The following is a 26,167-nucleotide window of genomic DNA, read 5'->3' as shown; positions in this document are numbered from 1 at the left end:
CTTATGCTTTTTCTATGCGGCATAATCCGCCTTTTGTTTCAGGAATCTGACAAAATATATCGTATCCATAGTTTGTAACTGTGTTAGCACTTTCGCCTATTGCGTATGGCCTTGTTCCAGTTGGGTAATTCTTAGACATATCAACTCCTTGCATTACACCAGTAAAGTGGAATGGCAAATGTACAGATACTTCATTTACCGCATAAGTAAATCTAGCTTTTACTTTTATCCAAGTTCCCTCTGGGCTAGAAATTTTCATCATATCGCCATCTTTAATACCATATTTTTTAGCCAAATTTGGATTTATATCACAAAACATTTCAGGCGTAAGTCTTGCTAAAAAATGACTTGCTCTATTTTCCATACCTGCACCGTTTAAATTTACAAGTCTTCCTGTAATTAAATTTATAGGAAACTCTTTACTATAGTCTTTAGCAAGTTGAACACTTTTATATTTAGTATCAACTCTGTAATGATCTATCTTATCATCATAACTTGGATATTTTTTAGCTAAATCATGTCTTCTTGAATGAAGTGGCTCTCTATGAATTGGAATCTCATCAGGAAAATTCCAAGCTCTTACTCTTGCTCTTGCATTTCCATAAGGCGAAATACCTTGTTCCATGCATTTTTCAGCAATTATATTGCTTGTATCAGTACTCCATGATTTTCCCATTTTCTCTTTTTCTTCATCAGTTAATGTTATGCCTAAAATCTCTTCAATATTATCTTTTGTTATTTGAGGATAGCCTTTATTTATTGATGAGCCAACAGGTCCATCTATAGCAAGCTGGCTAACGCCGTTGTGTTCTAAACCAAAATTGTTTCTAAAGCCCATTCCACCATCCATTACAGGTTTACTTATGTCATATAAATTTGGAGTTCCTGGATGTTTTGTAGTCCAGCATGGCCAAGGAAGTCCATAATATTCACCTTTACACTCATCAAAGCCCTTTAATGTTTTTTTATCAAATTTCTCCCAATGAAGAGTGTGGTTTTTAATTCTTTCAGGAGTCCAACCAGTATATCCTATACTTTTTAATCCATTAGTTAGCTCTCTTGTTGCATCTTCTGGCCACTGAAAATTTCCTTTTCCATCGCCTAAAGATCTCACATACTCATCATAAAAACCAAGTTTTTTAGCAAGTTCAAATAAAAAATACTCATCAGGCTTACTCTCATACATTGGCTCAATTGCTTTAAATCTCCATTGAGCACTTCTATTTGTAGCTACCACGGTGCCTGAACATTCATATTGAGTTGCAGCTGGAAGAATAAAAATATTATCTTTTTTATTTGTTATGACAGCAGCTTCATTTACAAAAGGATCAGTTATAACTAAAAGCTCTAAATTATCAAGTCCTTCTTGAACTTTTACTTGCTGGGCAGTTGATGTTATACCATTACCCATTACAACAAGTGCTTTTAAACTAGTGTTGGCATTGTGAATTTTATCATTTCCATTTTTACCATCTAATACACCTGCCCACCATCTTGAAAGAGTAAAACCACTTTTATGCATCATCTCTTTACTTACAAAACGTGATACTAGCCACTCATAATCTACTTTCCAAACGTTTGCATAATGTCTCCAACTAGTTTCATTTAATGCATAATATCCTGGTAAATTTTCACTCAAACAACCTACATCGCTTGCGCCTTGAACATTATCATGTCCTCTTAAAATATTACATCCACCACCTGATTTACCTGCATTTCCAAGAGCTAGTTGCAAAATAGGAGCAAGTCTTGTGTTTGATGTGCCTATTGTATGCTGTGTTAAACCCATAGCCCAAATAAGCGTTCCTGGGCGATTTTTAGCATAAACTTCTGTAATTTTTAATAAAGTTTCTTTTTTTACCCCAGTTACATCTTCAACAACTTCAGGAGTCCATTTTAAAGCCTCTTTTTCAATGCTTTCCATATCATAAACACGATTATTTATAAACTCTTTATCTTGCCAACCGTTTTTAAATATTATGTGAAGCATTCCATATATAAAAGCTATATCCGTTCCTGGTCTAATTTGAGCAAAATAATCACTTTTTGCAGCTGTATGAGTATATCTAGGATCTATAGTTATCATAACAGCACCATTTTCTCTTGCTTTTAAAAAATGTCTAAAGCCAACAGGATGATTAACTGCTGGATTTGCTCCAAATATAATTATAGCTTTTGAAAAAGCTATATCATTAAGTGAGTTTGTCATAGCGCCATAACCCCAAGTATTCGCCACACCGGCGACTGTTGCACTATGTCAAATTCTAGCTTGATGATCTATATTGTTTGTTCCATACATTGCCGCAAATTTGCGGATATAATAAGCTTGCTCATTGCTCATTTTAGCTGAGCCAATAAACATAGTTTGCTCTGGATTTTCATCCATATATTTTTTTAGTTGAGCGCCAATATTTTCAATAGCTTCTTTATAAGTTATCCTTTTCCATTTTCCATTTTCTTTTACCATTGGATATTTAAGCCTAACTGATGATCTTGCCATATCAACCATGTCAGCACCTTTACAGCAGTGTCCACCAACGCTAAATGGATGATCCTCAGCAACTTCTTGCCTAATCCAAACACCATCTAAAACCTCAGCTATTATCCCACAACCTACTGAACAGGCTGTACAAACAGTTCTTACTTTTTTAGATCCAGGATATGGATTTGAAAGCTCATCACTTGTTGCTTCTCTAGTAGCTTTGGCTGAACTTAAAGTTGAAGCACCAGCTAAAGCGCCAGATAATGCTGCCATTTTTAAAAATGACCTTCGTCCAATTTTTGGACTTTGTATATCAACTTGCGACATTTTACCTCCTTATTTATTTTGAATTTTTATAAAAAATTTCCCAACTTTTGGTTTCTTGGTATAAAATTTCAGGTTTTTTACCACTGCTATTTTTTATCTTTTTACTTGGCTCTCTAGCCTCTAAAGCGCCAACTGTGCCAACTCCAACAGCTGTACTAATAGCTGATTTTTTTAAAAAATCTCTTCTTTTAGAATCCATCTCTACTACCCCTACTTCTTTTTAACTTATTAACTTCTCGTCTTATTTTTTCAGATCTTGAAAGATTGTTTTTAACTTTTATCTCTTTATGTAAAATTGGCTTTGAAGTACCATAAAAAACCCTTTCAAGCTCAACAAAACTCATAAGCAAATTTACAACATCCTTATAATAATTTGAACTTTTATGAAGATAAATAGCACTTGTAAACTCATCAATGAAAGGATTTAAAAATTTGGTAAAAATTTCTTTTGCATACTCTAAATAATTTTTATCTTCTAATTTTCCAAATTTTATAAACTCACTCATTAAAACAAATAAAAACCCAAAATTATCCTCATTTTCAATAAATTTAACGCTATCTTTTCTAAATTTGGTTTTAGCTAATATTTTTTTTATTTCCAAACAACTAAGTGAGCTTTCATAGCCCTCATTATAATAACTTACTGTAGTTCTCACAGGACTTGGAGGTGAGTGAAAAATATCATCATACTCAGTTATTAAAAGCTTTTCATCAAAATTTTCTGCCAAGTTTTTAAGCGAAATTGCGCTTTTTTCATCAATAGCATAATTTAAAAGCAAATTTAAAGCCTCTTTTACACCTTCAAATCTATCGCTCTCATAACTAAAAACGAAAAATTTGGAAAATAACGAATAATAAAAAATTCTTGCATCCAAAATTTCATTTTCCATAAAAATTGCCTTTAAAAATATTTATTTATAAGTAACTTTATCAAAATTATTCTTTTTGTTTCATAAAAAATAAAATTAGATTTTAAAATTAAAATTAACTTAAATATGCTATTTTTGAATATTTCTTTTAATATTTTTCTTTGATGGCTTATAAGCTAGATATTTGTGGTTATATAATTATTCTTTTATCTGTTTTATTAAGTTTTTAAATTAATTTATAAAATTTATATTAAATTTATAAAAGCTATAATTTAAGTAAAATTTTATTTTTTTCTTAAAGACAAAATAGCCAAATTTTTATAAATTTAGCTATTTTTGTAAATTTAATTTCTACGGCGATACTCCTCATATCCAAACTCTATTTTTTTTATAACATCTCCATTTTCATCAACCAAAACTAAATCAGGTAGCTTTATGCCATTAAATGTTGTGTTTTTTACAATGGTGTAATGAATTTGATCTTTAAATACAACCCTATCGCCAACCTTTAAAGGCTTGTCAAATTTATAATCAGCATCTCCTTCTTCAAGTCCTACAATATCTCCTGCTAGGCAGGTATTTCCACCAAATCTATACTCAAATTTAGCGCTTTTTTTCTCGCCCACAACAGCTGGACGATAAGGCATAAGCACGGTATCTGGCATGTGAGCTTCGGCTGAAGTATCCAAAATAGCGATATTTTTCTCATTTTCAACTATGTCTAAAACAGAACTTATCAAGTCCCCACACTCCCAACCAACCGCCTCGCCTGGCTCTAAATAAACATCAACTCCAAACTCATCTTTAAACTCTTTTATCAAATTTATAAGAAGTTTTATGTCATAACCTTTTTTAGTTATGTGATGTCCACCGCCGAAATTTACCCATTTTACCCCATGAATAAACTCACCAAACTCAGCTTTAAATTTATCCAAAACTTTTTTTAGACTTTGGCTGCTTTCTTCACAAAGTGCATGAAAATGAAGTCCACTAATGCCATCAAGCAGACTCTTATCCTCTTTTAGAGCTTTTAGCAAATTTGCCTTTGTTGTTCCAAGACGGCTAAATTTAGCGCAAGGATTGTAGATATCTTTTGGCGAAAAAGAGCTTTCTGGATTTATCCTAAGTCCAAGTTCTATGCCTTTATCAAGTGCCATTTGTTTAAATTTTGAAATTTGATTTGGGCTGTTAAAGACAATGTGATTTGAAATTTGCATAATCTCATCAAAATCTTCATCTTTAAAAGCTGGCGAATAGGTGTGAATTTCACCATTTTTTATAAACTCTTTTGCAAATTTAGCCTCATGCAGTCCGCTGCAAGTTGCCCCCCAAAGGTACTTATCAATGTAAGGCATTGCTAGGCTAAATGCAAAACCCTTTAATGCACAAAGCACCTTTGCCCCACTCTCATCGCCAACATTTTTTAATATTTCTAAATTTCTAATGAGCTTTGGAAGATAGCAGACATAAGCTGGTGTTTTGATATCGTTAATGTTCATTTTGTGCCTTTTGATTTTTAAAATTTTAAACTATTATATATGAATTTATTAACTTTTGATAAAATGAGTTTAAAAATTTAAAAAGGAAATTTAATGATAAAGGTTGAATTTTTAGGTCCTATAAAAAAGGATGATTTAGAGATTAAAGCTTCAAATTTAGTTGAGTTAAAAGAAATTTTAAACAAAGATGAAAGCTTAAAAGAGTGGCTTGAAATATCGGCAGTTGCGATAAATGATGAGATAATAAGCAATTTAGATAAAGAGCTTAAAAATGGAGATAAAGTATCGATTTTACCACCAGTTTGTGGTGGATAAAACTATAACGCTAAAAGGAATTTTATGAAAAAAATAGAAATTTATAAAGGTGGGCTTGATACAAACGCTCTTTATAAAAAATGGTACGATGAAATAAAAGATAAAAATCTAGGTGCTTTTATAACTTTTAATGGAATTATTAGAGATGATGATAATGTCCAAGCACTTAGCTTTGATATTTATGAAGCACTTTTGCAAAATTGGTTTAATAATTGGCAAGAAAGATTAAAAAATGATGGCGTAAAACTCTTTTTTGCTCATTCTTTTGATGATGTAAAAGTTGGCGAAAGCTCATATTTTACAGCAGTAGCTTCAAAACAAAGAAAACTTGCTCTAAAACTTATTAATGATTTTGTTGAAGACTTTAAGGCAAATGCCCCTATTTGGAAGTATGATGTTAAAAATGGTGAGCGAATTTATGCTAAAAATCGCTCTTTTAAACTAGCTGGTGCAGGACTTTTAAAGGAATAAAAATGGAATTTATGGATTATGATAAAACTCTTGAAATTTTAAAAGAAAATATAATTCCTTGGAATAGAATAGAAAAAGTTGCTATAACAAATGCCCTAAACCGCTATATTGCAACCGATATCATCGCAAAAGAAAACTATCCAAAATTTAAAACCTCAGCCATGGATGGATATGCAATTAAATTTGATGAAAATAACAAAAAATTTAAAATTCTAGGAAGCAATCCAGCTGGAAAATTTGAAATTTCTAGCCTAAAAAAAAATGAATGCATTAAAACTTTCACAGGCTCATTAATGCCTGAAAATAGCGATACTTTAGTGCCTGTTGAAAATGTAAAAGTAGATGATGGTTTTATAGAGATTTTAAAACCTGTTAAAAAAGGTTTTGCTGTTAGAAAAATTGGTGAAAGCTATAAAAAAGGTGAAGTTTTAATAAAAAAAGGCACAAAACTAAGCTATTCTGAAATCGCCCTTTTGGCAGAACTTGGCGAATTTCATATAAGTGTTTTCATAAAGCCAAAAGTTTGCGTTTTATCTAGTGGAAGCGAGATAAAAGATCTTGGTGAGATGATTGAAAATGATGCTCAAATTAGAAGCTCAAACCACATAGCAATCGCTTCAATGCTAGAATTAATGGGGTGTGAGCCAATAATTTTACCACTTGTAAAAGATGAAGAAAATACAGTAAAAAATGAAATTTTAAATTCACTTAATTTTTGTGATATTTTAATTACAACAGGTGGCGTTAGCATGGGAGATTTTGACTTTGTAAAAGAAGTTTTAAGCAAAAATTGCGAAATTCTAATAAATGGTGCAGCTATAAAGCCAGGACGCCATATTAAAATAGCTAAAACAGGTGATAAATATATATTTGCATTACCTGGATTTCCATTTTCTGCAATGGTAATGTGCATTTTATATGTAAGAATTTTAATTGAAAGTTTTTTTAACACATCAAAAAACCACTATATAAATGCGGTTTTAGATGAAGAGTATATAAAAAAATCACCATTTTTAGAATTTAGTGCATGTAATTTGAGTGTTGATGAAAACGGAGTTTTGAGGGTGAATTTAAAAGGCAAAAAAGATGGCTCAAGTGCAATTGTAAATAACCTAAATAATAAAGCTGCACTTTTAGTTATCCCAAAAGAGTTAAATGGATATAAAAAAGGCGATGTTGCAAAAGTCTTAAAGATGCTTTGATGAAAAAAGTTTTTTTATACATTGAGTTTTTAATAATCTTTTTACTCACTCCAACTCTTTTTATGCTGCAAATTTTGCCAAAAAATTATATGTTTTTTGTCCTTTGGCTTGGGAGCTTATATGCGTTTTATCACATAAAAAAAGCAAATTTAAATCTTTTTAAAGGTTTTAAATTTGATGAGTTTAAAGATATTTTTAAAAGATTTTTAATTTTATCCATTTTTTTAACTATTTTTACTTTTATTTTCTCAAAAAATAGTTTCTTATTTCTACCAAAACAAAGAATAGATATTTGGATTTTAGTAATGCTCTTATACCCCATTTTATCGGCATTTTTTCAAGAGATTATATTTAGAACATTTTTTACATTAAGATATATTAATTTATTTAAAAATCAAAATTTATTTATTTTTATAAATGCTTTAATATTTGCTTTTGTGCATCTACTTTATGGAAATTTAATAGCTGTTGTTTTTAGTTTTTTTGGTGGAATTTTATTTATAAAAACTTATTTAAAATCAAACTCAACCCTACTTTGCTCTATAGAGCACTCTCTTTATGGAAATTTTATCTTTACGATAGGACTTGGGCACTACTTTTACAATGGATATTAGTAATATAAATAATTTTATTAAAATCTATTTTTTATTTTAAAATATTTTATTAATAATTCTTATCTATTTTTATTACTTTTTAAGCAAATATTTTATAAACTACACAGATTAATTATGATGATACGCACTATCATTATATATTTAAATATTCAAAAACAAGGTAGGAGATGAGAAAAAGTAGATTGGTTTTATCAAGCATAGCTGCACTTGTTCTGTGTGGCAGTGTATTTGCAGAAGATACTGTTAGACTTGATACGATACAAGTAAATAGCGCAGTTGCAAACACTCAAACAGTGGATGCCTATAAAGCAAATACAAGAAATGCTGGACTTTTAAAGGACGTTTTAAGAGATATACCTGGCGTTTATATGAGTGGAACAAACGGCTTTAACCAAAAAATTTATATGCGTGGTATGAACGATAGAGCTTTAAATATCACAATCGATGGTGCAAGACAAAAAGGAAATACTTTCCACCACAATGCAGACTTGCTAGTTGATCCAGCTATTTTAAAAGCTGTTGATGTTGGCGTTGGTGTTCATAGTGTTGTTGGAACAAGTGGTGCGATGGGCGGAAGTGTAGCTTTTAAAACAGTTGATTCGAGCGACTTACTAGAAAGCGACGAAACTATAGGAGCTAAAATAAATACGGGCTATGCTTCAAATAACGATGAGTTTTCACAAGGTCTTACTATTTATGGCTCAGATAAAAATAGAATTTTCGACGCACTTGCTTATATAAATCACAGAGGTTATGGCTTTGGAAAAGATGGCAAAAACGACCCAATGGGTGGAGATGGCAATGACTATAATTATTTATTAAAACTTGGCGTAAAAGCGGGTGATTATGGAAAACTAACTGGAAGCTATGAACACATGGAATATAAAGGAATTTATCCTTTTAAGGCTGAGTGGGCAAATTTACTCAATAAACAAGGCGAAAGGGACTTAAGCGACAATAAGTATGAAAGAGATACTTTTACTCTTGGATACGAATATAATCCAAATGATTATATTGATCTTACTTTAAACACCTACTACACAGATCACGAGCTTGATATGACTAAAAAAAATCCAGCAGGAATTAACACAGGCGTTAAAACTTGGGGATTAAAAGCCATAAATAAAATGAAATTTGAAACCGGCGTTATAAATCACACCCTAGTTTATGGAATAGAATACTACGAAACAAAAGCTTATAATAATACAAAAAGTAATCCAAAAGGTAATAAATTTAAAACAAAAAGTGCAAATGACTTTGGTCTAGCAGATGATAAAGTAAAGAGTTTATCAGTATTTTTAGAAGATCGAGTTAGACATGGAGGTCTTACATTTGTTCCTGGTGTTAGATTCGATAGATACGAACTTAACACACTAGGTGGAAAAAGCGGTGATATATATGGTAGATCAAATTATAGCTGGAATGAGTACTCACCTGCACTATTGCTTGACTATCAAACAAAATTTGGATTAGGTGGATATACAAGTTATGCTAAACTTTTCCGTGGTCCTGATGTGTTTGAGGGAATTAGAATAAACAATGCCAATGCAAGAGCCACTATGCACAATGATGACTTAAAGCCTGAAACAGGTGATGCATACGAGATAGGTCTAAGATACAATGCTGATTTAAGTGATGCTTCAACTTTAAATCTTTCAGCAAAATATTTTTACACAAAATATAAAAATTTAATAGGTGAATTTTCAACACCAAGCAATCCATATGCAGTTAGAATGAACGCTGGCGATGCTGAGATAAAAGGTGTTGAATTGGCAACAAAATTTATGTATGAAAATTTAAGTCTTTTAGCAAGCTATTCAACACAAGATACAAAATATAAAAATGTTCCAATTGTTATGAGCAGAGGAAAACAAGCAAGTGGATACGGCTCAAGTCTAGCATACTCAGATATTGGAGATAAATTTACATTTAATGCAGAATACTACATTTCAGCTATTGATACATTTATAGGTTGGAATACAATAACATTTACCAATATAAGAAAAGAAAGTCAAAAGGGAAAAATCAATAAACCAGGCTATGCAGTCCATGATATTTACGCTACTTGGATTCCAAATAGTGGCAAATTTGAAGGACTTGAAGTAAATTTTGGTGTTTATAATATATTTGATAAAGCTTATGCTTCACACTCTCAAAGAGCACTTGATTTTTCAAATCCAAAAAGTACAATTGACTGGGAAGAAGGAAGAAATATAAAACTTAATTTAAGTTATAAATTTTAATAAAATTGTATAACTATAGAAAATTTAAGCCCAAATTTTGGGCTTTTTTATTAAAAATAAATATAAAATTTGCAGGAAAAATAGTTATTATTTAGCTATAAACATAGTTTTACTATTTTTGAGTTGCTTTTATATTTTTTTAAAAAAATTTACGATATTTTACTAGGTAAAATAAACTAAAAAATAAAATTTAATAAAAGGTGTAAAAAATGGAATTTTTAAAACATTATTTTGAATACGCGATAATGGGTTTGCTCGCATTTATGAGCTTTTTAGTATTGCTTTATACAGTAGAAAGAATTTATTTTTATTCAAAAGTTAAATTTAGTGATTATAAAAATGCTGATGATTTTGAAATAGCTTTAACAAAACACTTAACTTTGCTTTATATTATATACTCAAATGCACCATATATTGGGCTTTTAGGCACAGTTTCAGGAATTATGGTAACTTTTTATGAAATGGGTTTAGCAGGAGGAGTTGATGCAAGTGCAGTTATGGTTGGTATGAGTTTAGCTTTAAAAGCTACCGCTCTTGGACTTTTAGTAGCTATTCCTACACTTATGATATACAATGCTTTTGGTAGAAAAGTTGATGTTTTAATGACAAGGTATAAAGATCATGAGAACATCTAGACTAAAAAAAGATGGGCTTAATGTTATACCTTTGATCGACATTATGCTTGTGCTTTTATGTATAGTTTTAAGCATATCAACTTTTATAGCTCAAGGAAATATAAATATTGATCTTCCAAAATCAAAAAGTGGCGAGGGAGACCCTAATAAAGAAGTTGTTAATGTGATAATAGATGCCAATAGTACGATATATCTTGATGATAAACCTATTTTAGAAGCTGAATTTGAAAAATACATAAATGATCTTAATGCTAAAACTCCAATAGTTTTAAGAAGTGATAAAGAAGCTAAATTCGAAAGCTTTGTAAAAGTTATAGACATATTAAAGTTAAAAAAACATGAAAATTTTGCAATCGCAACAGAAACTAGAAAATAACGGTTTTATAATAGGCATTTTGGTAAGTGCTTTGTTTCATGGCATTTTAATATATTTTATATTTTTCTATGCTCCAAAACTAAACACCCAACCGCAAGTAAATATAACAAAGATAGATTTAAACATCTTTGAAGTAGGCGGAGGACCGAACGATGAGGCACCAGCTGAAACGATTGAGCCAATAGCAGAAGAAGAAATTAGCGAAGTAGTTGAAGAGGTTGAGGTAATAGAACCTGTTGAAGAAGCCATAATAGTTGAAAAAAAACCTGAACCAAAACCAAAAAAAATAGTTCAAAAAGAGCCTACTCCTAAAAAAATAGAAAATAAACCAAAGCCAAAACCTGCACAAACAGGTGGATTTAACGCCTATAATCCAAATGCCAACAATGTCGCCTCAAGTGCTATAAATAGCCAAAATACAGCTCAAAGTATGAATGCTAATGAAAAGCTTAATATTGCAGCACAAATTCAAGCAATCATAGCAAAAGAGGCTAAAAAAAACTATCCTACAAAGGCCAAACGCTTAAGACAAAAAGGGGTTTCAATAGTTAGTTTTACATACAGTCCAGATGGAAGTGTGACAAATATCATAGTTAAAAAATCATCAAGCTATAAAATACTTGATGAAACTGTAGTTAATGCCATAAATAAAGTTAAAAATAAATTTCCTAAAATAAGCGAAACTACAAGCTTTGAAGTGCCTGTTAAATTCACACTTAATTAATTTTTTTCCAAACTTGCTTTTGCAAGTTTGGAAATATAATCTACTTTTATTCATATTTTTTATCAAAAAAATTATAAATCAAATATCTCAATTGATCTTTTTAAAACTCCTTGAATTTTAGATATTAAAATTCCATAATTTGTTATAGCTACATTATTATCCTTGGCTATTTTTTGCCTATTAAACATAGTTTTATCATTTAACATACACCCACCACAATGTATTATTAAACTAAAACTATCAATATTATTAAATTCTTTTCCGCAAATATATGTTAAATTTGGCTTAAACCCAAGATATTTTTCAAGTAGCTTTGGTATTTTAACTCTTGCAATATCACCCTCAACATATCTATGAGAGCAAGCCTCAGCGATTAATATTTTATCGCTTTTTTTTAATCTATCAAGAGCATTTGCACCATCTACAAACTGCTTTAAATCACCTTTTAGTCTTGCCATTAGTATCGAAAAAGTAGTTATTTTAATATCTATTGGAGAATTTTTAACTACTTCCTTAATATATTGTGAGTCAGTTACAATTAAATTTGGTTTTTTACTAAAATTTAACAATAATTCATTTATATTTGTATTTTGAGAAACATAAGCATTTGAGCCTTTATCTAAGATGTCTCTTAAGGCTTGAACTTGTGGTAAAATCATTCTACCTTTAGGCGCTGCTTTATCAAGCGGAGTTATCAAAACAACAAACTCATTTTTGCCTAAAATTCCATCAAAAAGCTCTTTATTTTTTTTATAAGCTATTTTTTTTATTTGAGTAAAAATTTCATCAGTATTATCTTTTAATAAATTTAAAACTATAGCATTTTTAAGTTTTAAATTTGCAATTCCATCATCAAATTTATTTACTACAAATAGTGTTTGAATACACTCTTTTTTAAATTTATCAATCAATGCAATTTCATACTTATTTAAAGCTCTATTTTTTAAAACTATAATAGCTAAATCAATACTATTAATTTCTAAAAATGCTCTTTTTACTCTTTCTTTGCCAAGATCACTATCATCATCAATTCCAGCAGTATCTATAAATAAAACTGCTCCAACATCATCAATTTCATAAGCTTTTTTTACGCTATCTGTTGTTGTGCCCTCTATAGGAGAAGTAATAGAAATATCTTCTTTTACTAATTTATTTAAAAGCGTTGATTTGCCAACATTTGTACAGCCAAAAATTCCTATTGTAAAACGCATAGAATTTGGTGTTTTATTCACACTGTTTTCCTTGTCTATTTTTAAAATACATACTATCGCCATTCTGGCTTGATATACAAAATCCAGCTTTGTTTATTTGAGATGAAACGCCTAAAAGCTGCTCTTTTAACTCCAAATTTTCAGTGGCTTTATTTGGATATATTAAATAATCTTTTCTATATTTATAATCAGCAATTGCAGGCATTACAACATTTGCCCCACTTTGCAAGGCTTTTGCTCTTCCATTTTTATGAAGTGTCTCCATTGCTGTTGTGGCTGGTATATTTATAAATGGCATTAAGAGTCTTATTAAAGCCATTGCTTTTAGTGAAAGAGTAAAATCACCTGCTTTTAAACTTTCAAGTGGTGTATTTTGACATGGTATAAATGGACCAACCCCTATCATATCAAAGTTTTTTTCTTTAAAAAATAAAATATCTTTTGCTATCATTTTTTCTGTTTGACCAGGAAGACCAACTATCATTCCACTTCCGGTTTCATAGCCTAAATTTTGTAAATTTTCTAATGCTAAAAAACGATTTTCTTGATTCATTTTTGGATGAAGCTTTTTATACAAGTCTTTATTTGTTGTTTCTATGCGTAGTAAATATCTATTTGCTCCAGCTTGCCTATATGCTTTATACTCATCAAAGCTTTTTTCACCCAAACTTAGTGTTATTCTAGCTCCAAAACTACTAATTTTGGATATTATTTCACACATATCTTTTATGTTATAAATTTTGCTTTCGCCAGATTGCAGAACAATTGTTTTATAGCCCAAATTTATTGCATTTTTTGCGGTAGATAAAATTTCATCTTTACTAAGTTTGTATCTTTTAACATTCAAATTTTGTTTTCTTAATCCACAATAAAAACAGCTATTTTTACAATAATTTGAAATTTCAATTAAGGCTTTTAAATGAACTTCTTTTTTGCTAAATTTTATCCTAGCCAAATTTGCAAAATAAAAAAGCTCTTCATCACATTGACTGCTTTCCAAGATGCTTTCGCATTCAGCAAGGCTTAGAGTATGATTCTCATAAGCCTTTTTGATCAAATTAGATATGAGCGTCTTTTCCACCATTTTCTATATCTTTTAACATAGCTTCAACTTTTTGAGCAACTTTTGGTAAATTTTCTTTTAAAATTCCTAAATATTTTGGAATTATGACATTTTCACCGATATCCTTAACCTCATCACTTGCATAATCTCTAATGTACTCTTTAAAGGTTAAAATTCCATTTGGTATACAAAGATACTTTATTGTCGCATTCTTAGCAAGTGGCATAAAATTTTCGCCAGTTCTACCCTCTCTATAGCAACTTGTACAAAATGAAGGAAGCCTACCATCTTTTATAATACTTAAAATATACTCATCAATGCTTCTATTATCACCTATTTTAAATTGCTGATTTGTAAGATCATTTTTTACTTTTGTTTGAGAATATCCACCAATGCCTATATTTGTTCCAGCATCGGTTTGAGAAATACCACATTTTTTAAGTGCTATATCTCTAAACTCAGGCTCTTCTCTTGCTGTTAGTATTGTTCCTGTAAATGGACACATAAGCCTAATAATAGCAATAACTTTTAAAAACTCTTCATCACTTATTATATATGGGTTGAATTTTTGAGAATTTGAAGTTGCTTTAATACGTGGAAAACTCATTGTGTGAGCTGAAATTCCAAAGTATTTTTCTAAGCTATACGCATGACTTAGCATTGCTAAAATTTCAAATCTATGATCATAAAGTCCTATTAAAACACCAAGAGCCACATCTTCAAGCCCAGCATTTAAACCCCTATGAAGCGAAAAAAGCCTCCAATTATACTGCCCTTTTAAAGTATTTTGTGGATGAACGCTTTCATAAGTTTTTCTATGATAAGTTTCTTGGAAAACTTGATATGTGCCAATGCCTTCATTTTTAATGACCTTATACTCATCTTCAAACATTGGTGCTGCATTTATATTTACACGCCTTATTTCACTTTTATCTTTTTTAATACTATAAATTTCTCTAACACTTTTTGCTATAAATTCATAATCACTCTTTGGATGTTCACCATAGACAGCGATCAATCTTTTTTGACCACTGTCTAAAAGTGCCTCTACCTCACTTCTTATCTCATCAAATTTTAATATTTTTTTAGACAATGAACTGTTTGAAGCTCTAAATCCACAATATTTACAGTCATTTACACAAGGACTTGCAATATAAAATGGAGAAAAAAGAACTATTCTATCCCCATAAATTTCTTTTTTTATATAAGTAGCAGCTTTAAAAATTTCTTCATCTAACTCTTTATCCGTATTATTTAAAAGAATAGCCGTATCTTCAAGACTAAGCATTTTTCCAGTATTTGCATTTGATTTTGCTTTTTTTATAACAGCTAAAACTTTTTCTTTACTAGGATTTTGCGTCTTTTCAATAATATCATTGATTAAGTTCTCATCTACAAAATTTTCCCACTTGCACTCTTTTTCCCATTCTTTTATTTTTGCTAGTCTATCTTGTGTCCATCCCATCGTTTTTCCTTTATTGTTTTACTGTAACAAGGTCATTTTCTACCCATTTTGGAGAATGCTCTTTGGCACTTTCCAAAGGAACTTCACCATTTCCAAACATTGCTTTAAAATCATCTTTATTCAAAAGAGCCATAGGCAAATGCCCAAATAAAGCAACCACAGTAGCTATTATAGAACCCCAAACATGGAAATAAAACGTATAAACCATAGCCGTTTTTCCAATAACTGGAGCTAAAGCATATAAAACCCAACCTGTTAAAATAAGTCCAAATATCATAAAGATAAAAAACAAATAAGTTGGTTTTTGACCAGCATTAAATCTGCCTTGTGGCGCAACCTCTTCAGGTCCAAAATTTATACCAAAAATCTTTTTTGGATAACCACCAAAATTTTTAAACCACGCAAAAGTATCTTTATCCCAAATAAGTAAATTTCTAAGCATTAAAGCAAATCTATCAAAATTTAATATAACAAAACCTACAAAATTTACAGTAAAAAGAACTGCTACATAAATATGTAAATCCATCCAAAATTTAACACTTGACTCTTCTATTAATCCAAAGTATATAATAATACCACTAAAAGCAAGTATCATCCAAGTGATTAAATTTACATTATGAAACATCCTCTCACTAAAAGGAAATTTTAAAACTGTATCACGCATGTTTTACTCCTAATTTCAAATTCATTCTATCTACATAAACGTTTGTGTGTAAAAGCTCTTCCGCAACTTCCCCCATAGGCTCAGTGTTTAAGTCCTTATAGGCTCTTAAAGCACTTGGGTTTTGATGAGATGCAGTTAAATTGACCTTTTGAAGTCTTTTATCATCATTATAAAGTCCTGCTTGACGCATTGAAATATATGATTTTCTTTTCTTAACTATATCTGTTAGCACATATCCACTAATTGCTATTGCAGATACTCCAACTCCTGCAACTTTTAAAAAATCTCTTCTACTAAATAATAAGCCTACTTTTTTTTCAACATACTTTGCCATATCTTCTCCTTATGCTCTTATTGGAAGTGGTAAAAGTGGGTGTAGCCATGATGTTCCCATCGTCCTAACTGGCTGACCACCACCATTTACACATCCACCTGGACAATTCATCACCTCTATAAAATGATATTTATTTTGATTGCTCACAAGTTCTTTAGCGATTTTATTTATATTTTTAGAAGCACCATTTACAACAGCAACCTTAATCTCAATAATTTTTCCATCATAATCTTTTAATGGAACTGGTATAGTTGCCTCAACCAGATCTTTATCATACCCTCTAACAGGAGTTAAATCAGGATTTTTTAACTCCATTCCACTTAATATAAAATAAGACGTTCTTAAAGCGGCCTCCATGACTCCACCACTATTTCCAAAGATTGTTCCACCTCCTGAATAAACATTCATAACTTCATCTTCATATTCATCTGACATTTCAAGGGGATTTATCCCTTTCTTTTTAAGCAAAGTTGCTATATCTCTTGCTGTAAGAACAACATCGATATCAGGAAAGCTTGGAGTATCACTTGGAATTTCATTATTTTTAATAAGATATTTCCAAGCTGAATTAAACTCTGGCCTACTTGCTTCAAAAATTTTAGCAGTACACGGAGTAATAGGTACCATAAATACATCTCTTGGATCAACTTTCCAAATAAATTTTGCTCCCCAGGTTTTTGCAATTGGACCGCCCATTTGTATAGGGGATTTTGCACCTGAAATATGCGGAATAAGCTCAGGGTGAAAAATTTCAGCATTTCTTACCCATGCAGGACAGCAGCTTGTAAAATGAGGAAAAGGGTGATGAGAAACATGTTCTAAGTCTTTGCTTCTTTCACCCAAAAGCCAATATTTAACTTTTTTAATAAACTCGGTGCCTTCTTCAAGAATTGTATGATCAGCTGCAAAATTCACATCATACATATGAAACCCAGCTTTTTTAAAGGCATTATACATCTTATTTATAGTTACACTTCCAGGTTCTGCTCCAAATTCTTCTGCTAAAGCAACTCTAACAGCTGGAGATGGATGGGCAACAACAAATGATTTCGGATCATCAAGTTTTTTGATAACTTCGTCTACAAAACTCATCTGTTCAATTGCGCCAAATGGACAATTTATCAAGCATTGACCACAGGCGACACAGCTATTATTCTCAATAGCGTGAGCAACACCAAGAGTGCCCATTATTGCATCAGTAGGACAAAATGCACTACAGGTATCACATCCTGTGCAATTGTCTTGATTTATCTTAATAATGCCTCTTAGCTCACCTTTCCTATAAGTTCCCTCAAACTCAACACCGCCACCTCTAGCATCCGCAGGTGGTGCGAAAGTTTTTATACTCGAGACAGAGCCCATATTTTCCTCCTTAATAATAATAATTTTAAAAAAATATTATAATGTGTTATTGTATCAATTGTTTTATAAAAATATACTGAACTAAATATATTAATTTACAAAATTAAGTTAATAAAATAAATATGATATGATAATGTCATATATAAACATAAACTAAATAAAAGAGTAATAATATCAATATGTAACTTAAAAGCTGATAATATTCTGAAATTTTATCCCTTAAGACAAATTAAACTTATTTTAGAATAAAAAATTTAATATTTTAAACATGTTATCAGTATTTAATAATTTAATAATTATTTGATTAAATTATTAATTTTTAATACAAATATATTAAGTTAATAAAAAATATTTTTTAAATTCTATAGGAAATATTTAATAGTTTATAAAATAAGATTACTATTTTAACGCTTTACTTACAGCTTTTGCACATGCAAATGCAAAATGGATATTAAATCCTCCTATCATTCCACTAACATCAAGAACTTCACCTATAAAATAAAGATTTTTTATAAATCTACTTTGACAATTTTCATCTATAAAATCAATTTTTATCCCACCTTTTGTTATCTCAGCTTTGCTATATCCAAAATTTCCAGCAGGTGAGAACTCATAGTTTTGCAGTTTTTTCAAAATTTGAAATTCCAAATTTGAAAGCTTAAAAAACTGCTTATCTTCTAAATTTGAAATTTTTAAAAACTCTTTAATAAAGCTTTTTGGCAGCGGTAAAATAGAAGTAATTTGTTTTTTTGAGTTTTTAAATTTATCAAAATCAAATTTTGGTAAAAAGTTAATACTTATTTTTCCTTTTTGCCAAAAAAGTGAAGCATTCATCATCAAAGGTCCGCTAATACCACGATGAGTAAAAAGCAAATCACCACTTAAAACTTTATTATTTTGAAGTATTTTTGCCTTAGCATTAAAACAAACTCCACTTATTTTTTTAAACCAAAACTCATCTTTTTGAACGCTAAAACCAACTAATGCTGGATTTAAAGTAGAGATTTCGTGATTAAATTTAGAAGCTATTTTATATCCTATATCGCTAACTCCTAGATTTTGACAGCTTAATCCACCACTTGCTATTATTAAATTTTTACATTCAAAATTTCCATTATTTGTATAAATTTTAAAAATATCATCATTTTTTTCAACATCAAAAACTTCAGTATTTAAATAAATTTTTGGATTTGTGATTTTACTTTTTAGATGATTTAAAACGCTTTTTGAGCCAGTTTTACCATCTTTACCACCTTTACAAAAAAATTGTGAGTTTTTTACTTTTTCAAATTTTAAGGGTTTGAAAAATTCCAAAACTTCTAAATAACTTAAATTTGAAATGATTTGATTTATAAAGTTTTTATCACCAAGATAATATTTTAATAAATCTTTTTTAAAAGAGATATTTTGGTTTGTGATATTGCATTTTCCTCCACCACTTGCAAGAAGTTTTTTACCAAGTGATGAGTTTTTCTCTAAAATAGTTACATTAGTGGAGTTTAAAAGTGCGGCTAAAAACAGCCCACTTACTCCACCGCCAATTATAATAGTCTTATCTGACAATTGCTGGACTTGACTCTTCTTTGGTTTCAAGATTTGTTTGAGATCTATTTTGTTTTTTAAACTCTTCTATTGCTTTTGCTAAGCTATTAAGCATATTACAACCAGTTTGATTGCCAAGTTGGCAAGATTTTTGGTATAGATTTAAAGCAAGCTCGATATTTTGCTCAATTCCTATGCCGTTTTGAACCAAATATCCTAAATTTGAGCAAGCATAGCCCTCATTATTTGCGCAAGCTAAATCATATAATTTAATTGCTGTTGCTGGATTTTGCTCAACACCAATACCATTTTGATAAAAAATAGCTAAATTGTTGCAAGCTGTGTAGTTTTTTGCCTCACATGAATTTGCATAAAGTTCAGCAGCTAAATTTAAATTTTTTTCAACAACAACACCATTTTGATAAAACACTGCTAAATTATTACAACCTGTTGGATCACCGTTATTGCAAGATTTTATAAAAGCATTTATTGATTTTACCAAGTCTTTTTCATCGCCTTGATAAATAATGCCCGCACGATTACAAGCAAAAGTGTTGTTTTGATCACATGATTTATTATAATACTCTAAAGCTTTTTTTAGATTTTTATCAACTGATTCATAAAGATAACCGTTATTGTTACAAGCTAGCGCAAGACCTTTATCACAACCTTTTTGATAATACTCTTTTGCTTTATTAATATCTGGCTTATTTGCCGCACCAATTTGATAAATATATCCTAAGTGGTTACAAGCAAGTGGGTTATTAAGATTGCATGATTTATCAAAAAACATAATCGAAGAATTTAAATCATAAGTTTTTTCTTCTAAAAAATGAGCTCCTAAATCATAGCAACTTTTTTCTTTATTAAAAACGCAACTTATCTTTTTACTCAAAACATCTTTTGAGTCCATAGATACAAATATCACATAACCAAAAATAGTTAAAACTGCGACAAATAAAACAACTATTATTTTTTTCAACTTAACGCCTTTAAAATTATTACAACTTATCATTCTATAGAAAATAAGCTTAAATTTGGCTATAATTTTTAAATTATTTTATTATAAAAGGTGAAATTTGTGAATATTATAGATAGAGTTTTAAGAATAACTTTGGGGTTTTTGATTTTGCTAATTTTTGGACTTATAAATCCAACTTGGTGGTGTTTTTTAGGATTAATACCGCTAGTAAGTGGTGTTAGTGAATTTTGTCCGATTTATTTTTTACTTGGAAAATATAAAAAAGATGAAAAAAAGAAAAAAGCAGCTTAACTTTTTTAGCTAAATTTCAATGCCAAATAACAAGCTCCAAAACTAAGCACTAAACTTAAACTTACATTTAAAAGACATAATCCATATTTGGCATTTTGAAGTAGGCTTATGTTTTCTACACTAAAAGTTGAAAAAGTAGTAAGTGCTCCTAAAAATCCAGCTATTAAAAAGCTTTTAAGTTCCAAATTTAAACCCATTTTTGTAAAATATCCTATTAAAAATCCGCCCATTAAATTTACAATCAATGTCCCATAAGGAAAATTTAGCGGTAAAAATTTAAAACAAAAAGCACTTATTATAAAGCGTAAAACCGCTCCCAAAAACCCACCACATCCTACTAAAAGCAAAAGTTTAAAGCTCATTTTTACATCTCATCATAAGTTTTTTGCATAACTTCATGCAAATTTTTATACCAGTTTTCATCTTGTGGCTTACTTAAGTCAATTATTTCAAGGCAATTTACTTTTATTTTTTCACTTCTTATCTTAACTTCTTTTACATCAAAATTATAAAGCGTATCTTTTAAAACAATTGGCTGAATTTTAAGGTTTAGTTTTTGGCTTAAAACTTTTGCGCCATCTTGAAATTTAAGCATTTTTTCGCCACGCCCTCTTGTTCCTTCTGGAAAAATAGCAATAACTCTATCACTTTTTAGGCGATCTTTTACATCTTTTATAAGAGAGACAATTGAGCGGCTATTTTTTCTATCTACTTCTATCATTTTTGGAGTTTTTAGAATTTTACCAAAAAATGGTAAATCTCCGATTTCTTTTTTTGCCACCCAAGCTAGGTTTTTAGGATAAATTTCTTCCAAAATGATAATATCAAGCATGCTTTTATGATTTAGTAAAATCATATCTACTTTTTCATCAAATTCGCCAATTTTTTCTATTTTATAGCCAATTACAAATCTTTGAATTTTTGCCCAAATTTTACGAATTTTATAGTTTTTTTTAGGAACTATATAAAATAAAATAACAACAACTGCTATACTTAAAAAACACCAAACAGCATAAATTACACCATTTATTTTAGCCATTTTACTCCTTTATATTAAGAGCTTTTTTAACATCATTTTCGCCTATAAATTTGTTATTAAACTTCACCACAATTTCAGAATTTTTTCTATAAGCCTCTATAAATCCAACTCTGTTTTCAAGACTACTTAAATCAAAATTTTCACTATTTTTTAGATAAATATTTTTAAAATTTGCTGGATTTGTAAGGCTTATTAAAAGTAAAAACCAAATTATACAAATTATTGCAATTATAGCAGCTAAATAATGAATGCCAAGATTTTCCAGCATGACACCACCGCCAATTCCACCTACAAATGTTCCAAAATATCCAGCTGCGTTAAACACACCTAAAACCGCTCCTTTTTGGTCTGATTTTGCAAATTTTGATGCCGCACTTTGCATAATTGGCTCGTGCATATTAAAGCCTATGAAAAATAAAATAACCCCTATTATAAAAAGTGTTTTAGAATTAGCCACAACAAAACAAACATAAGAGAATATAAAAAATGAAATCCCTAAAAGTAAAATCATTTTTGAAAGCCCTCTTTTTTCACCCATAAATCCAGCCATTCCCATAGCAATAAAGCCAAAAACCATAGATATGCTATAAACTATCCAAAGATTTTTTTCCATAAATCCAAGTTTTGTAACAAGCACAATTGGAATTACAAAAAAAGTCATTGTTAAAAGCATTTTTTGTAAAAAATTTGTTAAATTCATCAAAGCTAAATCTTTTTGAACTAATATTTCAATTATAGAAACCTTTTTTTGAAGTGAAGAAATTTTTATCTCTTCTGGCACAGTTGTATAGAGTAAAATAATACAAATGAGCGTTAGAGCTGTGCTTATGTGAAATAAAACTCCTAGCCCATATCTTGCGCTTAAATAAGGTCCTAAAACCATCGAAAGTCCAAAAGCAGCGCCAATCATCATGCCCATTATCGCCATTGCTTTGCCTCTTTTTTCTTCACTTGTAAAATCACTTATCATAGCAATAGCCACAGATCCAACTGCCCCACTTCCTTGTAAAAATCTACCAAAAATCATCCAATAAATATCATTTGTAAAACCACAAATAAGCGAACCTATAATAAAAATAACAAGCCCTAAACTCATAACATTTTTACGACCAAATTTATCAGACATAGCACCAAATGGAATTTGAAAAATCATCTGCATAAGCGCATAAATTCCTATCGCAACTCCAGCAAGCATTGTGTTTGAATTGTTTAAATTTGAAGCATAAAGTCCAAAAACTGGAAGTATTATAAAAAGTCCAAAAAACCTACTTCCAACAACAAATGATAGCGACAAAACAGTTTTTAACATATAATTTCCTTAAATTAAAAACGTCCATTTTATCATAACTCTTAAAATGAATTAAAAATTTAGATAAAATTAGAACTTATTTTTTTAAAAAAGGAATAAATTTATGAAAATAATCCTAGCAACGCACAATATGGACAAAGTAAAAGAGATAAAAGATTTTTTAAAAACTTATGAAATTTATGCTTTAAATGAAATTTTAACACCTTTTGAGATAGAAGAAACTGGAAAAACTTTTAAAGAAAACGCACTTATTAAGTCAAAGGCTATTTTTAATGCATTAGATAAAAAGCAAATTAATGATTTTATTACTTTAAGTGATGATAGTGGAATTTCGTTGCCTGTTTTAGGTGGAAAACCAGGAATTTACTCAGCTAGATTTTCTGGCATTAACGCAACAGATCAAAGCAATAGAACAAAACTAATAAATGAATTAAATGCTTTAAATTTAACCAAAACTCCAGCATTTTACACAGCCTGTATCGCCATATCTTCAAAATTTGGAGATTATATAACTCATGGGTTTATGCACGGATTTGCCATAAATGAAGAAAGAGGAAATAACGGTTTTGGGTATGATTTTATGTTTATTCCAAATGGATTTGATAAAACTGTTGGTGAAATTGACAAAGAAACAAAACTTAAAATTTCACATAGAAGCAGAGGCTTGGAGCTTATGAAACATATCTTAAAAGTGCTTGAAAAAAGATATCAAATTTAATTTATTTTATTAAATTTAAGGAAATAAGGCTAAAATAGTCTAAATTATTTTTGTGATAAAACTATTAAGGATTAGATAGAATTTATGGATTTTGAGTTTATAAAAGAGTTTTCGCCGATGTTTGTTAAAGCGGCTATTTTAACAATAAAACTTGCATTTTTAGGTATATCAATAAGTATAATAATTGGACTTTTTATAGCATGGATAAAAGCCCATAAATTTAAACTTTTAAGTAGAGTTTGCGATATCTACATAGAAATTTCAAGAAATACTCCACTTTTGATACAACTTTTTTTCTTATATTTTGCTCTTCCAAAGCTTGGATTAAAACTTGATGGATTTGAGTGTGCGGTTATAGGTCTTTCTTTTTTAGGTGGAAGTTATATGGCTGAGAGTTTTAGACTTGGCTTTGAAGCAGTTGAAAAAGCCCAAGTTGAAGCAGGTCTAAGCTTAGGTTTATCTAAAAATCAAGTTATTTTTTATGTCATCTTACCACAAGCATTTAGGATAAGCCTAGCTTCAATTTCTGCAAACATAATATTTTTAATAAAAGAAACTTCGGTTGTTAGCGTTGTAGCGTTGGCTGATTTAGTATATGCTGCAAAAGATATCATGGGCATTTATTATATGACAAATGAGGCTTTATTTATGCTAGTTATTTCGTATTTAATAATCATTTTGCCAATCTCACTAGCTCTTACACTTTTAGAAAAAAGGTTAAGCTATGTTTGATGTCATACTAAATGAAACAAATTTTTTACGTCTTATGGCTGGACTTTGGATCACAGTTAAAATTTCACTTATTTCTATCATAATATCACTCATTGGCGGACTTATTTTGGGTGTTTTAATGAGTTCAAAAAACAAATTTATCTATATAATACTAAAAATTTATCTTGAAATAGTCCGCATCATGCCACAACTTGTTTGGCTTTTTATAGTTTATTTTGGGCTAAGTTCGATTTTTTCATTTTCTGCCATAACAGCTTCAATCGTGGTTTTTAGCATTTGGGGTGTTTTTGAAATGATGGATTTAGTAAGAGGTGCGGTTTTAAGCATACCAAAACACACTTTTGAAAGTGCAGCAAGCCTAGGACTTAAAAAATTTCAAATTTATATTTATGTCATAATCCCACTAGCACTTAGACGCCTTATCCCAGGAGCTATAAACTTACTTAGTAGAATGATAAAAAGCACTTCAATAGTTGTTTTAATAGGCGTTGTAGAAGTCTTAAAAGTCTCTCAACAAATAATAGAGCTAAATTTACTTACAAATAACTATGCCCCTTTAATCGTATATGGATTTGTATTTTTCCTATATTTTGCGATATGTTATCCAGTATCAAAGCTATCAAAAATTCTAGAAAATAGGTGGAATTAATGTTTCAAGAAAAGATTGTTGAAAGCCTAGTTAAAAACTTAGATGAAAATAAGCTTTTAAAAGCCTATGATGAGTTTATAACCGAATTTACAAAAGCCTTAAAACTTAAATTTAAAGATAAACTTGATGAACGAAATTTCAAAAATCAATGGGGGAGAATTTTTATGCATGATAAAAATGAAGTTTTAAATTTACAAAGTAAAATTTCAAAACTTGATAAAAATGCTGATGATTTAGTTTATAAGCTTTTTGATTTAAGCAATGATGAGATTAAATTTATAGAAAATGAAATGAGATAAAAATGGAAATTTTAAAACTTGATAATATAGATAAATACTACGGCGATAACCACGCATTAAAAGGCATTAGTTTTGGTGTAAATAAGGGCGAAGTTGTTGTTATCTTAGGACCTTCTGGATGTGGCAAAAGCACAACTTTAAGATGTATTAATGGACTTGAAGCCATACAAGGTGGCACGATGGAAATTCTAGGCACCAAAATAGATGAAAACTTTAAATCATGGCGAGAAATTCGTCAAAAAGTTGGAATGGTTTTTCAAAGTTATGAACTTTTTAACCATTTAAATGTTATGCAAAATATCATTTTAGGGCCATTAAAAGTTCAAAAAAGAACCAAAGATGATGCCATGGATGAAGCAAGGTTTTGGCTTGAAAAAGTAGGACTTAAAGACAAGGAAAATGCCTATCCAAGAGAGCTTTCAGGCGGACAAAAACAACGAATTGCAATCGTTAGAAGCCTTTGTATGAACCCTGAAATTATGCTTTTTGATGAGGTTACAGCAGCACTTGATCCTGAAATTGTTAGAGAAGTTTTAGATGTTATGCTAAATTTGGCAAAAGAGGGAAGAACTATGCTTATCGTAACACACGAAATGGCTTTTGCAAGAGCAGTAGCAGATAAAGTTATCTTTATGGATAAAGGTGAAATTGTTGAAATTTCAACACCAGAGGAGTTTTTTGTAAATCCAAAAACCGATCGTGCAAAGAAATTTTTAAATATGTTTGAGTTTAAAAAATAAATGGCAAAAA

General features: G+C 29.9%; 29 protein-coding genes. 14 read left to right on the top strand and 15 right to left on the bottom strand.

Annotated elements, in window-relative coordinates:
• Position 1: 1 nt before the first annotated feature.
• From CURT_RS02485 to nspC, 4 genes are all read right to left on the bottom strand, one after another.
• The gene (locus CURT_RS02485; RefSeq protein WP_081617935.1) at positions 2 to 2,809 is read right to left on the bottom strand and encodes a formate dehydrogenase subunit alpha; all 2,808 of its coding nucleotides are present in this window, start codon (positions 2,807 to 2,809) and stop codon (positions 2 to 4) included.
• A gap of 13 nt (positions 2,810 to 2,822) precedes the next feature.
• Positions 2,823 to 3,008 carry a twin-arginine translocation signal domain-containing protein gene (locus tag CURT_RS02475; RefSeq protein ID WP_018712266.1) on the bottom strand — a complete coding sequence of 62 codons (186 nt, stop codon included), beginning with the start codon at positions 3,006 to 3,008 and terminating at the stop codon, positions 2,823 to 2,825.
• A complete protein-coding gene (locus CURT_RS02470; RefSeq protein ID WP_018712267.1) occupies positions 2,998 to 3,699 on the bottom strand; it encodes a TorD/DmsD family molecular chaperone in 702 nt (233 codons plus the stop codon). The genes CURT_RS02475 and CURT_RS02470 overlap by 11 nt, the downstream gene beginning before the upstream one ends.
• A 323-nt stretch (positions 3,700 to 4,022) precedes the next feature.
• On the bottom strand, positions 4,023 to 5,177 hold the full coding sequence (gene nspC / locus CURT_RS02465) for a carboxynorspermidine decarboxylase (RefSeq protein ID WP_018712268.1): 1,155 nt from the start codon (positions 5,175 to 5,177) through the stop codon (positions 4,023 to 4,025).
• A 93-nt stretch (positions 5,178 to 5,270) separates the two neighbouring features.
• On the opposite strand from nspC, the gene CURT_RS02460 reads away from it, so the two are divergent.
• From CURT_RS02460 to CURT_RS02425, 8 genes are all read left to right on the top strand, one after another.
• Positions 5,271 to 5,492: a MoaD/ThiS family protein gene (locus tag CURT_RS02460; RefSeq protein WP_018712269.1), complete on the top strand. Its 222-nt coding sequence runs from the start codon at positions 5,271 to 5,273 to the stop codon at positions 5,490 to 5,492.
• 24 nt (positions 5,493 to 5,516) lie between these two features.
• Complete coding sequence (locus CURT_RS02455) at positions 5,517 to 5,963, top strand: molybdopterin synthase catalytic subunit (RefSeq protein ID WP_018712270.1); 447 nt, start codon at positions 5,517 to 5,519, stop codon at positions 5,961 to 5,963.
• A 2-nt stretch (positions 5,964 to 5,965) separates the two neighbouring features.
• Entirely contained in the window at positions 5,966 to 7,165 is a 1,200-nt protein-coding gene (locus tag CURT_RS02450) for a molybdopterin molybdotransferase MoeA (RefSeq protein ID WP_018712271.1), read from the top strand.
• Positions 7,165 to 7,779 (top strand): CPBP family intramembrane glutamic endopeptidase, encoded by a 615-nt coding sequence (locus CURT_RS02445; RefSeq protein ID WP_018712272.1) that lies wholly within the window; start codon positions 7,165 to 7,167, stop codon positions 7,777 to 7,779. Before CURT_RS02450 ends, CURT_RS02445 begins: the two co-directional genes overlap by 1 nt.
• Before the next feature lie 167 nt (positions 7,780 to 7,946).
• Positions 7,947 to 10,022, top strand: coding sequence for a TonB-dependent receptor domain-containing protein (locus CURT_RS02440; RefSeq protein ID WP_018712273.1), 2,076 nt, complete (start codon positions 7,947 to 7,949; stop codon positions 10,020 to 10,022).
• 209 nt (positions 10,023 to 10,231) lie between these two features.
• Positions 10,232 to 10,657, top strand: a complete 426-nt coding sequence (gene exbB, locus CURT_RS02435) for a TonB-system energizer ExbB (RefSeq protein WP_018712274.1) — start codon at positions 10,232 to 10,234, stop codon at positions 10,655 to 10,657.
• Positions 10,644 to 11,033 (top strand): TonB system transport protein ExbD, encoded by a 390-nt coding sequence (exbD, locus tag CURT_RS02430; protein WP_018712275.1) that lies wholly within the window; start codon positions 10,644 to 10,646, stop codon positions 11,031 to 11,033. The genes exbB and exbD overlap by 14 nt, the downstream gene beginning before the upstream one ends.
• Positions 10,996 to 11,757, top strand: a complete 762-nt coding sequence (locus CURT_RS02425) for an energy transducer TonB (protein ID WP_018712276.1) — start codon at positions 10,996 to 10,998, stop codon at positions 11,755 to 11,757. Before exbD ends, CURT_RS02425 begins: the two co-directional genes overlap by 38 nt.
• A 71-nt stretch (positions 11,758 to 11,828) precedes the next feature.
• On the opposite strand, the gene hydF is transcribed toward CURT_RS02425, so the two are convergent.
• The 8 genes from hydF to CURT_RS02385 form a co-directional block, all read right to left on the bottom strand.
• The gene (hydF, locus tag CURT_RS02420) at positions 11,829 to 13,031 is read right to left on the bottom strand and encodes a [FeFe] hydrogenase H-cluster maturation GTPase HydF (RefSeq protein ID WP_081617936.1); all 1,203 of its coding nucleotides are present in this window, start codon (positions 13,029 to 13,031) and stop codon (positions 11,829 to 11,831) included.
• The gene (gene hydE / locus CURT_RS02415) at positions 12,982 to 14,052 is read right to left on the bottom strand and encodes a [FeFe] hydrogenase H-cluster radical SAM maturase HydE (protein ID WP_039749947.1); all 1,071 of its coding nucleotides are present in this window, start codon (positions 14,050 to 14,052) and stop codon (positions 12,982 to 12,984) included. The genes hydF and hydE overlap by 50 nt, the downstream gene beginning before the upstream one ends.
• Positions 14,027 to 15,496, bottom strand: coding sequence for a [FeFe] hydrogenase H-cluster radical SAM maturase HydG (gene hydG / locus CURT_RS02410; RefSeq protein ID WP_018712279.1), 1,470 nt, complete (start codon positions 15,494 to 15,496; stop codon positions 14,027 to 14,029). Before hydG ends, hydE begins: the two co-directional genes overlap by 26 nt.
• Before the next feature lie 10 nt (positions 15,497 to 15,506).
• Positions 15,507 to 16,160 carry a cytochrome b/b6 domain-containing protein gene (locus CURT_RS02405; protein WP_018712280.1) on the bottom strand — a complete coding sequence of 218 codons (654 nt, stop codon included), beginning with the start codon at positions 16,158 to 16,160 and terminating at the stop codon, positions 15,507 to 15,509.
• Positions 16,153 to 16,494 (bottom strand): iron hydrogenase small subunit, encoded by a 342-nt coding sequence (locus CURT_RS02400; RefSeq protein ID WP_018712281.1) that lies wholly within the window; start codon positions 16,492 to 16,494, stop codon positions 16,153 to 16,155. The genes CURT_RS02405 and CURT_RS02400 overlap by 8 nt, the downstream gene beginning before the upstream one ends.
• A gap of 9 nt (positions 16,495 to 16,503) precedes the next feature.
• Entirely contained in the window at positions 16,504 to 17,856 is a 1,353-nt protein-coding gene (locus CURT_RS02395; protein WP_018712282.1) for a [Fe-Fe] hydrogenase large subunit C-terminal domain-containing protein, read from the bottom strand.
• A gap of 399 nt (positions 17,857 to 18,255) precedes the next feature.
• The gene (locus tag CURT_RS02390) at positions 18,256 to 19,419 is read right to left on the bottom strand and encodes a BaiN/RdsA family NAD(P)/FAD-dependent oxidoreductase (protein WP_018712283.1); all 1,164 of its coding nucleotides are present in this window, start codon (positions 19,417 to 19,419) and stop codon (positions 18,256 to 18,258) included.
• Positions 19,409 to 20,380, bottom strand: coding sequence for a tetratricopeptide repeat protein (locus CURT_RS02385; protein ID WP_018712284.1), 972 nt, complete (start codon positions 20,378 to 20,380; stop codon positions 19,409 to 19,411). Before CURT_RS02385 ends, CURT_RS02390 begins: the two co-directional genes overlap by 11 nt.
• Before the next feature lie 99 nt (positions 20,381 to 20,479).
• On the opposite strand from CURT_RS02385, the gene CURT_RS02380 reads away from it, so the two are divergent.
• A complete protein-coding gene (locus CURT_RS02380; RefSeq protein WP_018712285.1) occupies positions 20,480 to 20,671 on the top strand; it encodes a YgaP family membrane protein in 192 nt (63 codons plus the stop codon).
• Positions 20,672 to 20,676: 5 nt separating this feature from the next.
• Here the strand turns inward: CURT_RS02380 and crcB are convergent, their stop codons facing one another.
• The 3 genes from crcB to CURT_RS02365 are packed head-to-tail and all read right to left on the bottom strand — an operon-like array spanning position 20,677 to position 23,019.
• A complete protein-coding gene (crcB, locus tag CURT_RS02375; RefSeq protein ID WP_018712286.1) occupies positions 20,677 to 21,033 on the bottom strand; it encodes a fluoride efflux transporter CrcB in 357 nt (118 codons plus the stop codon).
• 2 nt (positions 21,034 to 21,035) lie between these two features.
• Entirely contained in the window at positions 21,036 to 21,710 is a 675-nt protein-coding gene (locus tag CURT_RS02370) for a lysophospholipid acyltransferase family protein (protein ID WP_018712287.1), read from the bottom strand.
• Between the two features lies 1 nt (position 21,711).
• Positions 21,712 to 23,019, bottom strand: a complete 1,308-nt coding sequence (locus tag CURT_RS02365; protein WP_018712288.1) for an MFS transporter — start codon at positions 23,017 to 23,019, stop codon at positions 21,712 to 21,714.
• 103 nt (positions 23,020 to 23,122) lie between these two features.
• On the opposite strand from CURT_RS02365, the gene rdgB reads away from it, so the two are divergent.
• The 5 genes from rdgB (at position 23,123) to CURT_RS02340 (ending at position 26,157) form a co-directional block, all read left to right on the top strand.
• On the top strand, positions 23,123 to 23,737 hold the full coding sequence (gene rdgB / locus CURT_RS02360; RefSeq protein WP_018712289.1) for an RdgB/HAM1 family non-canonical purine NTP pyrophosphatase: 615 nt from the start codon (positions 23,123 to 23,125) through the stop codon (positions 23,735 to 23,737).
• Between the two features lie 84 nt (positions 23,738 to 23,821).
• Entirely contained in the window at positions 23,822 to 24,469 is a 648-nt protein-coding gene (locus CURT_RS02355; protein ID WP_018712290.1) for an amino acid ABC transporter permease, read from the top strand.
• Complete coding sequence (locus CURT_RS02350) at positions 24,462 to 25,118, top strand: amino acid ABC transporter permease (RefSeq protein ID WP_018712291.1); 657 nt, start codon at positions 24,462 to 24,464, stop codon at positions 25,116 to 25,118. The genes CURT_RS02355 and CURT_RS02350 overlap by 8 nt, the downstream gene beginning before the upstream one ends.
• Positions 25,118 to 25,417, top strand: a complete 300-nt coding sequence (locus CURT_RS02345; protein WP_018712292.1) for a hypothetical protein — start codon at positions 25,118 to 25,120, stop codon at positions 25,415 to 25,417. The genes CURT_RS02350 and CURT_RS02345 overlap by 1 nt, the downstream gene beginning before the upstream one ends.
• Positions 25,418 to 25,419: 2 nt before the next feature.
• The gene (locus CURT_RS02340) at positions 25,420 to 26,157 is read left to right on the top strand and encodes an amino acid ABC transporter ATP-binding protein (RefSeq protein WP_018712293.1); all 738 of its coding nucleotides are present in this window, start codon (positions 25,420 to 25,422) and stop codon (positions 26,155 to 26,157) included.
• The last annotated feature ends 10 nt before the right edge of the window (positions 26,158 to 26,167 follow it).

The sequence above is a fragment of the Campylobacter ureolyticus genome (assembly GCF_013372225.1).
Lineage (GTDB): Bacteria > Campylobacterota > Campylobacteria > Campylobacterales > Campylobacteraceae > Campylobacter_B > Campylobacter_B ureolyticus.
Note: the sequence above shows the minus strand (reverse complement) of the source record. Positions and strands in the feature narration are given on the sequence as shown.

Excerpts from the sequence above, each read along its gene's own strand:
- CURT_RS02475 (WP_018712266.1), bottom strand. The coding sequence starts at position 3,008 with ATGGATTCTAAAAGAAGAGATTTTTTAAAAAAATCAGCTATTAGTACA.
- CURT_RS02470 (WP_018712267.1), bottom strand. The coding sequence starts at position 3,699 with ATGGAAAATGAAATTTTGGATGCAAGAATTTTTTATTATTCGTTATTT.
- nspC (WP_018712268.1), bottom strand. The coding sequence starts at position 5,177 with ATGAACATTAACGATATCAAAACACCAGCTTATGTCTGCTATCTTCCA.
- CURT_RS02460 (WP_018712269.1), top strand. The coding sequence starts at position 5,271 with ATGATAAAGGTTGAATTTTTAGGTCCTATAAAAAAGGATGATTTAGAG.
- CURT_RS02455 (WP_018712270.1), top strand. The coding sequence starts at position 5,517 with ATGAAAAAAATAGAAATTTATAAAGGTGGGCTTGATACAAACGCTCTT.
- CURT_RS02450 (WP_018712271.1), top strand. The coding sequence starts at position 5,966 with ATGGAATTTATGGATTATGATAAAACTCTTGAAATTTTAAAAGAAAAT.
- CURT_RS02445 (WP_018712272.1), top strand. The coding sequence starts at position 7,165 with ATGAAAAAAGTTTTTTTATACATTGAGTTTTTAATAATCTTTTTACTC.
- CURT_RS02440 (WP_018712273.1), top strand. The coding sequence starts at position 7,947 with ATGAGAAAAAGTAGATTGGTTTTATCAAGCATAGCTGCACTTGTTCTG.
- exbB (WP_018712274.1), top strand. The coding sequence starts at position 10,232 with ATGGAATTTTTAAAACATTATTTTGAATACGCGATAATGGGTTTGCTC.
- exbD (WP_018712275.1), top strand. The coding sequence starts at position 10,644 with ATGAGAACATCTAGACTAAAAAAAGATGGGCTTAATGTTATACCTTTG.
- CURT_RS02425 (WP_018712276.1), top strand. The coding sequence starts at position 10,996 with ATGAAAATTTTGCAATCGCAACAGAAACTAGAAAATAACGGTTTTATA.
- hydF (WP_081617936.1), bottom strand. The coding sequence starts at position 13,031 with ATGGCGATAGTATGTATTTTAAAAATAGACAAGGAAAACAGTGTGAAT.
- hydE (WP_039749947.1), bottom strand. The coding sequence starts at position 14,052 with ATGGTGGAAAAGACGCTCATATCTAATTTGATCAAAAAGGCTTATGAG.
- hydG (WP_018712279.1), bottom strand. The coding sequence starts at position 15,496 with ATGGGATGGACACAAGATAGACTAGCAAAAATAAAAGAATGGGAAAAA.
- CURT_RS02405 (WP_018712280.1), bottom strand. The coding sequence starts at position 16,160 with ATGCGTGATACAGTTTTAAAATTTCCTTTTAGTGAGAGGATGTTTCAT.
- CURT_RS02400 (WP_018712281.1), bottom strand. The coding sequence starts at position 16,494 with ATGGCAAAGTATGTTGAAAAAAAAGTAGGCTTATTATTTAGTAGAAGA.
- CURT_RS02395 (WP_018712282.1), bottom strand. The coding sequence starts at position 17,856 with ATGGGCTCTGTCTCGAGTATAAAAACTTTCGCACCACCTGCGGATGCT.
- crcB (WP_018712286.1), bottom strand. The coding sequence starts at position 21,033 with ATGAGCTTTAAACTTTTGCTTTTAGTAGGATGTGGTGGGTTTTTGGGA.
- CURT_RS02370 (WP_018712287.1), bottom strand. The coding sequence starts at position 21,710 with ATGGCTAAAATAAATGGTGTAATTTATGCTGTTTGGTGTTTTTTAAGT.
- CURT_RS02365 (WP_018712288.1), bottom strand. The coding sequence starts at position 23,019 with ATGTTAAAAACTGTTTTGTCGCTATCATTTGTTGTTGGAAGTAGGTTT.
- rdgB (WP_018712289.1), top strand. The coding sequence starts at position 23,123 with ATGAAAATAATCCTAGCAACGCACAATATGGACAAAGTAAAAGAGATA.
- CURT_RS02355 (WP_018712290.1), top strand. The coding sequence starts at position 23,822 with ATGGATTTTGAGTTTATAAAAGAGTTTTCGCCGATGTTTGTTAAAGCG.
- CURT_RS02350 (WP_018712291.1), top strand. The coding sequence starts at position 24,462 with ATGTTTGATGTCATACTAAATGAAACAAATTTTTTACGTCTTATGGCT.
- CURT_RS02345 (WP_018712292.1), top strand. The coding sequence starts at position 25,118 with ATGTTTCAAGAAAAGATTGTTGAAAGCCTAGTTAAAAACTTAGATGAA.
- CURT_RS02340 (WP_018712293.1), top strand. The coding sequence starts at position 25,420 with ATGGAAATTTTAAAACTTGATAATATAGATAAATACTACGGCGATAAC.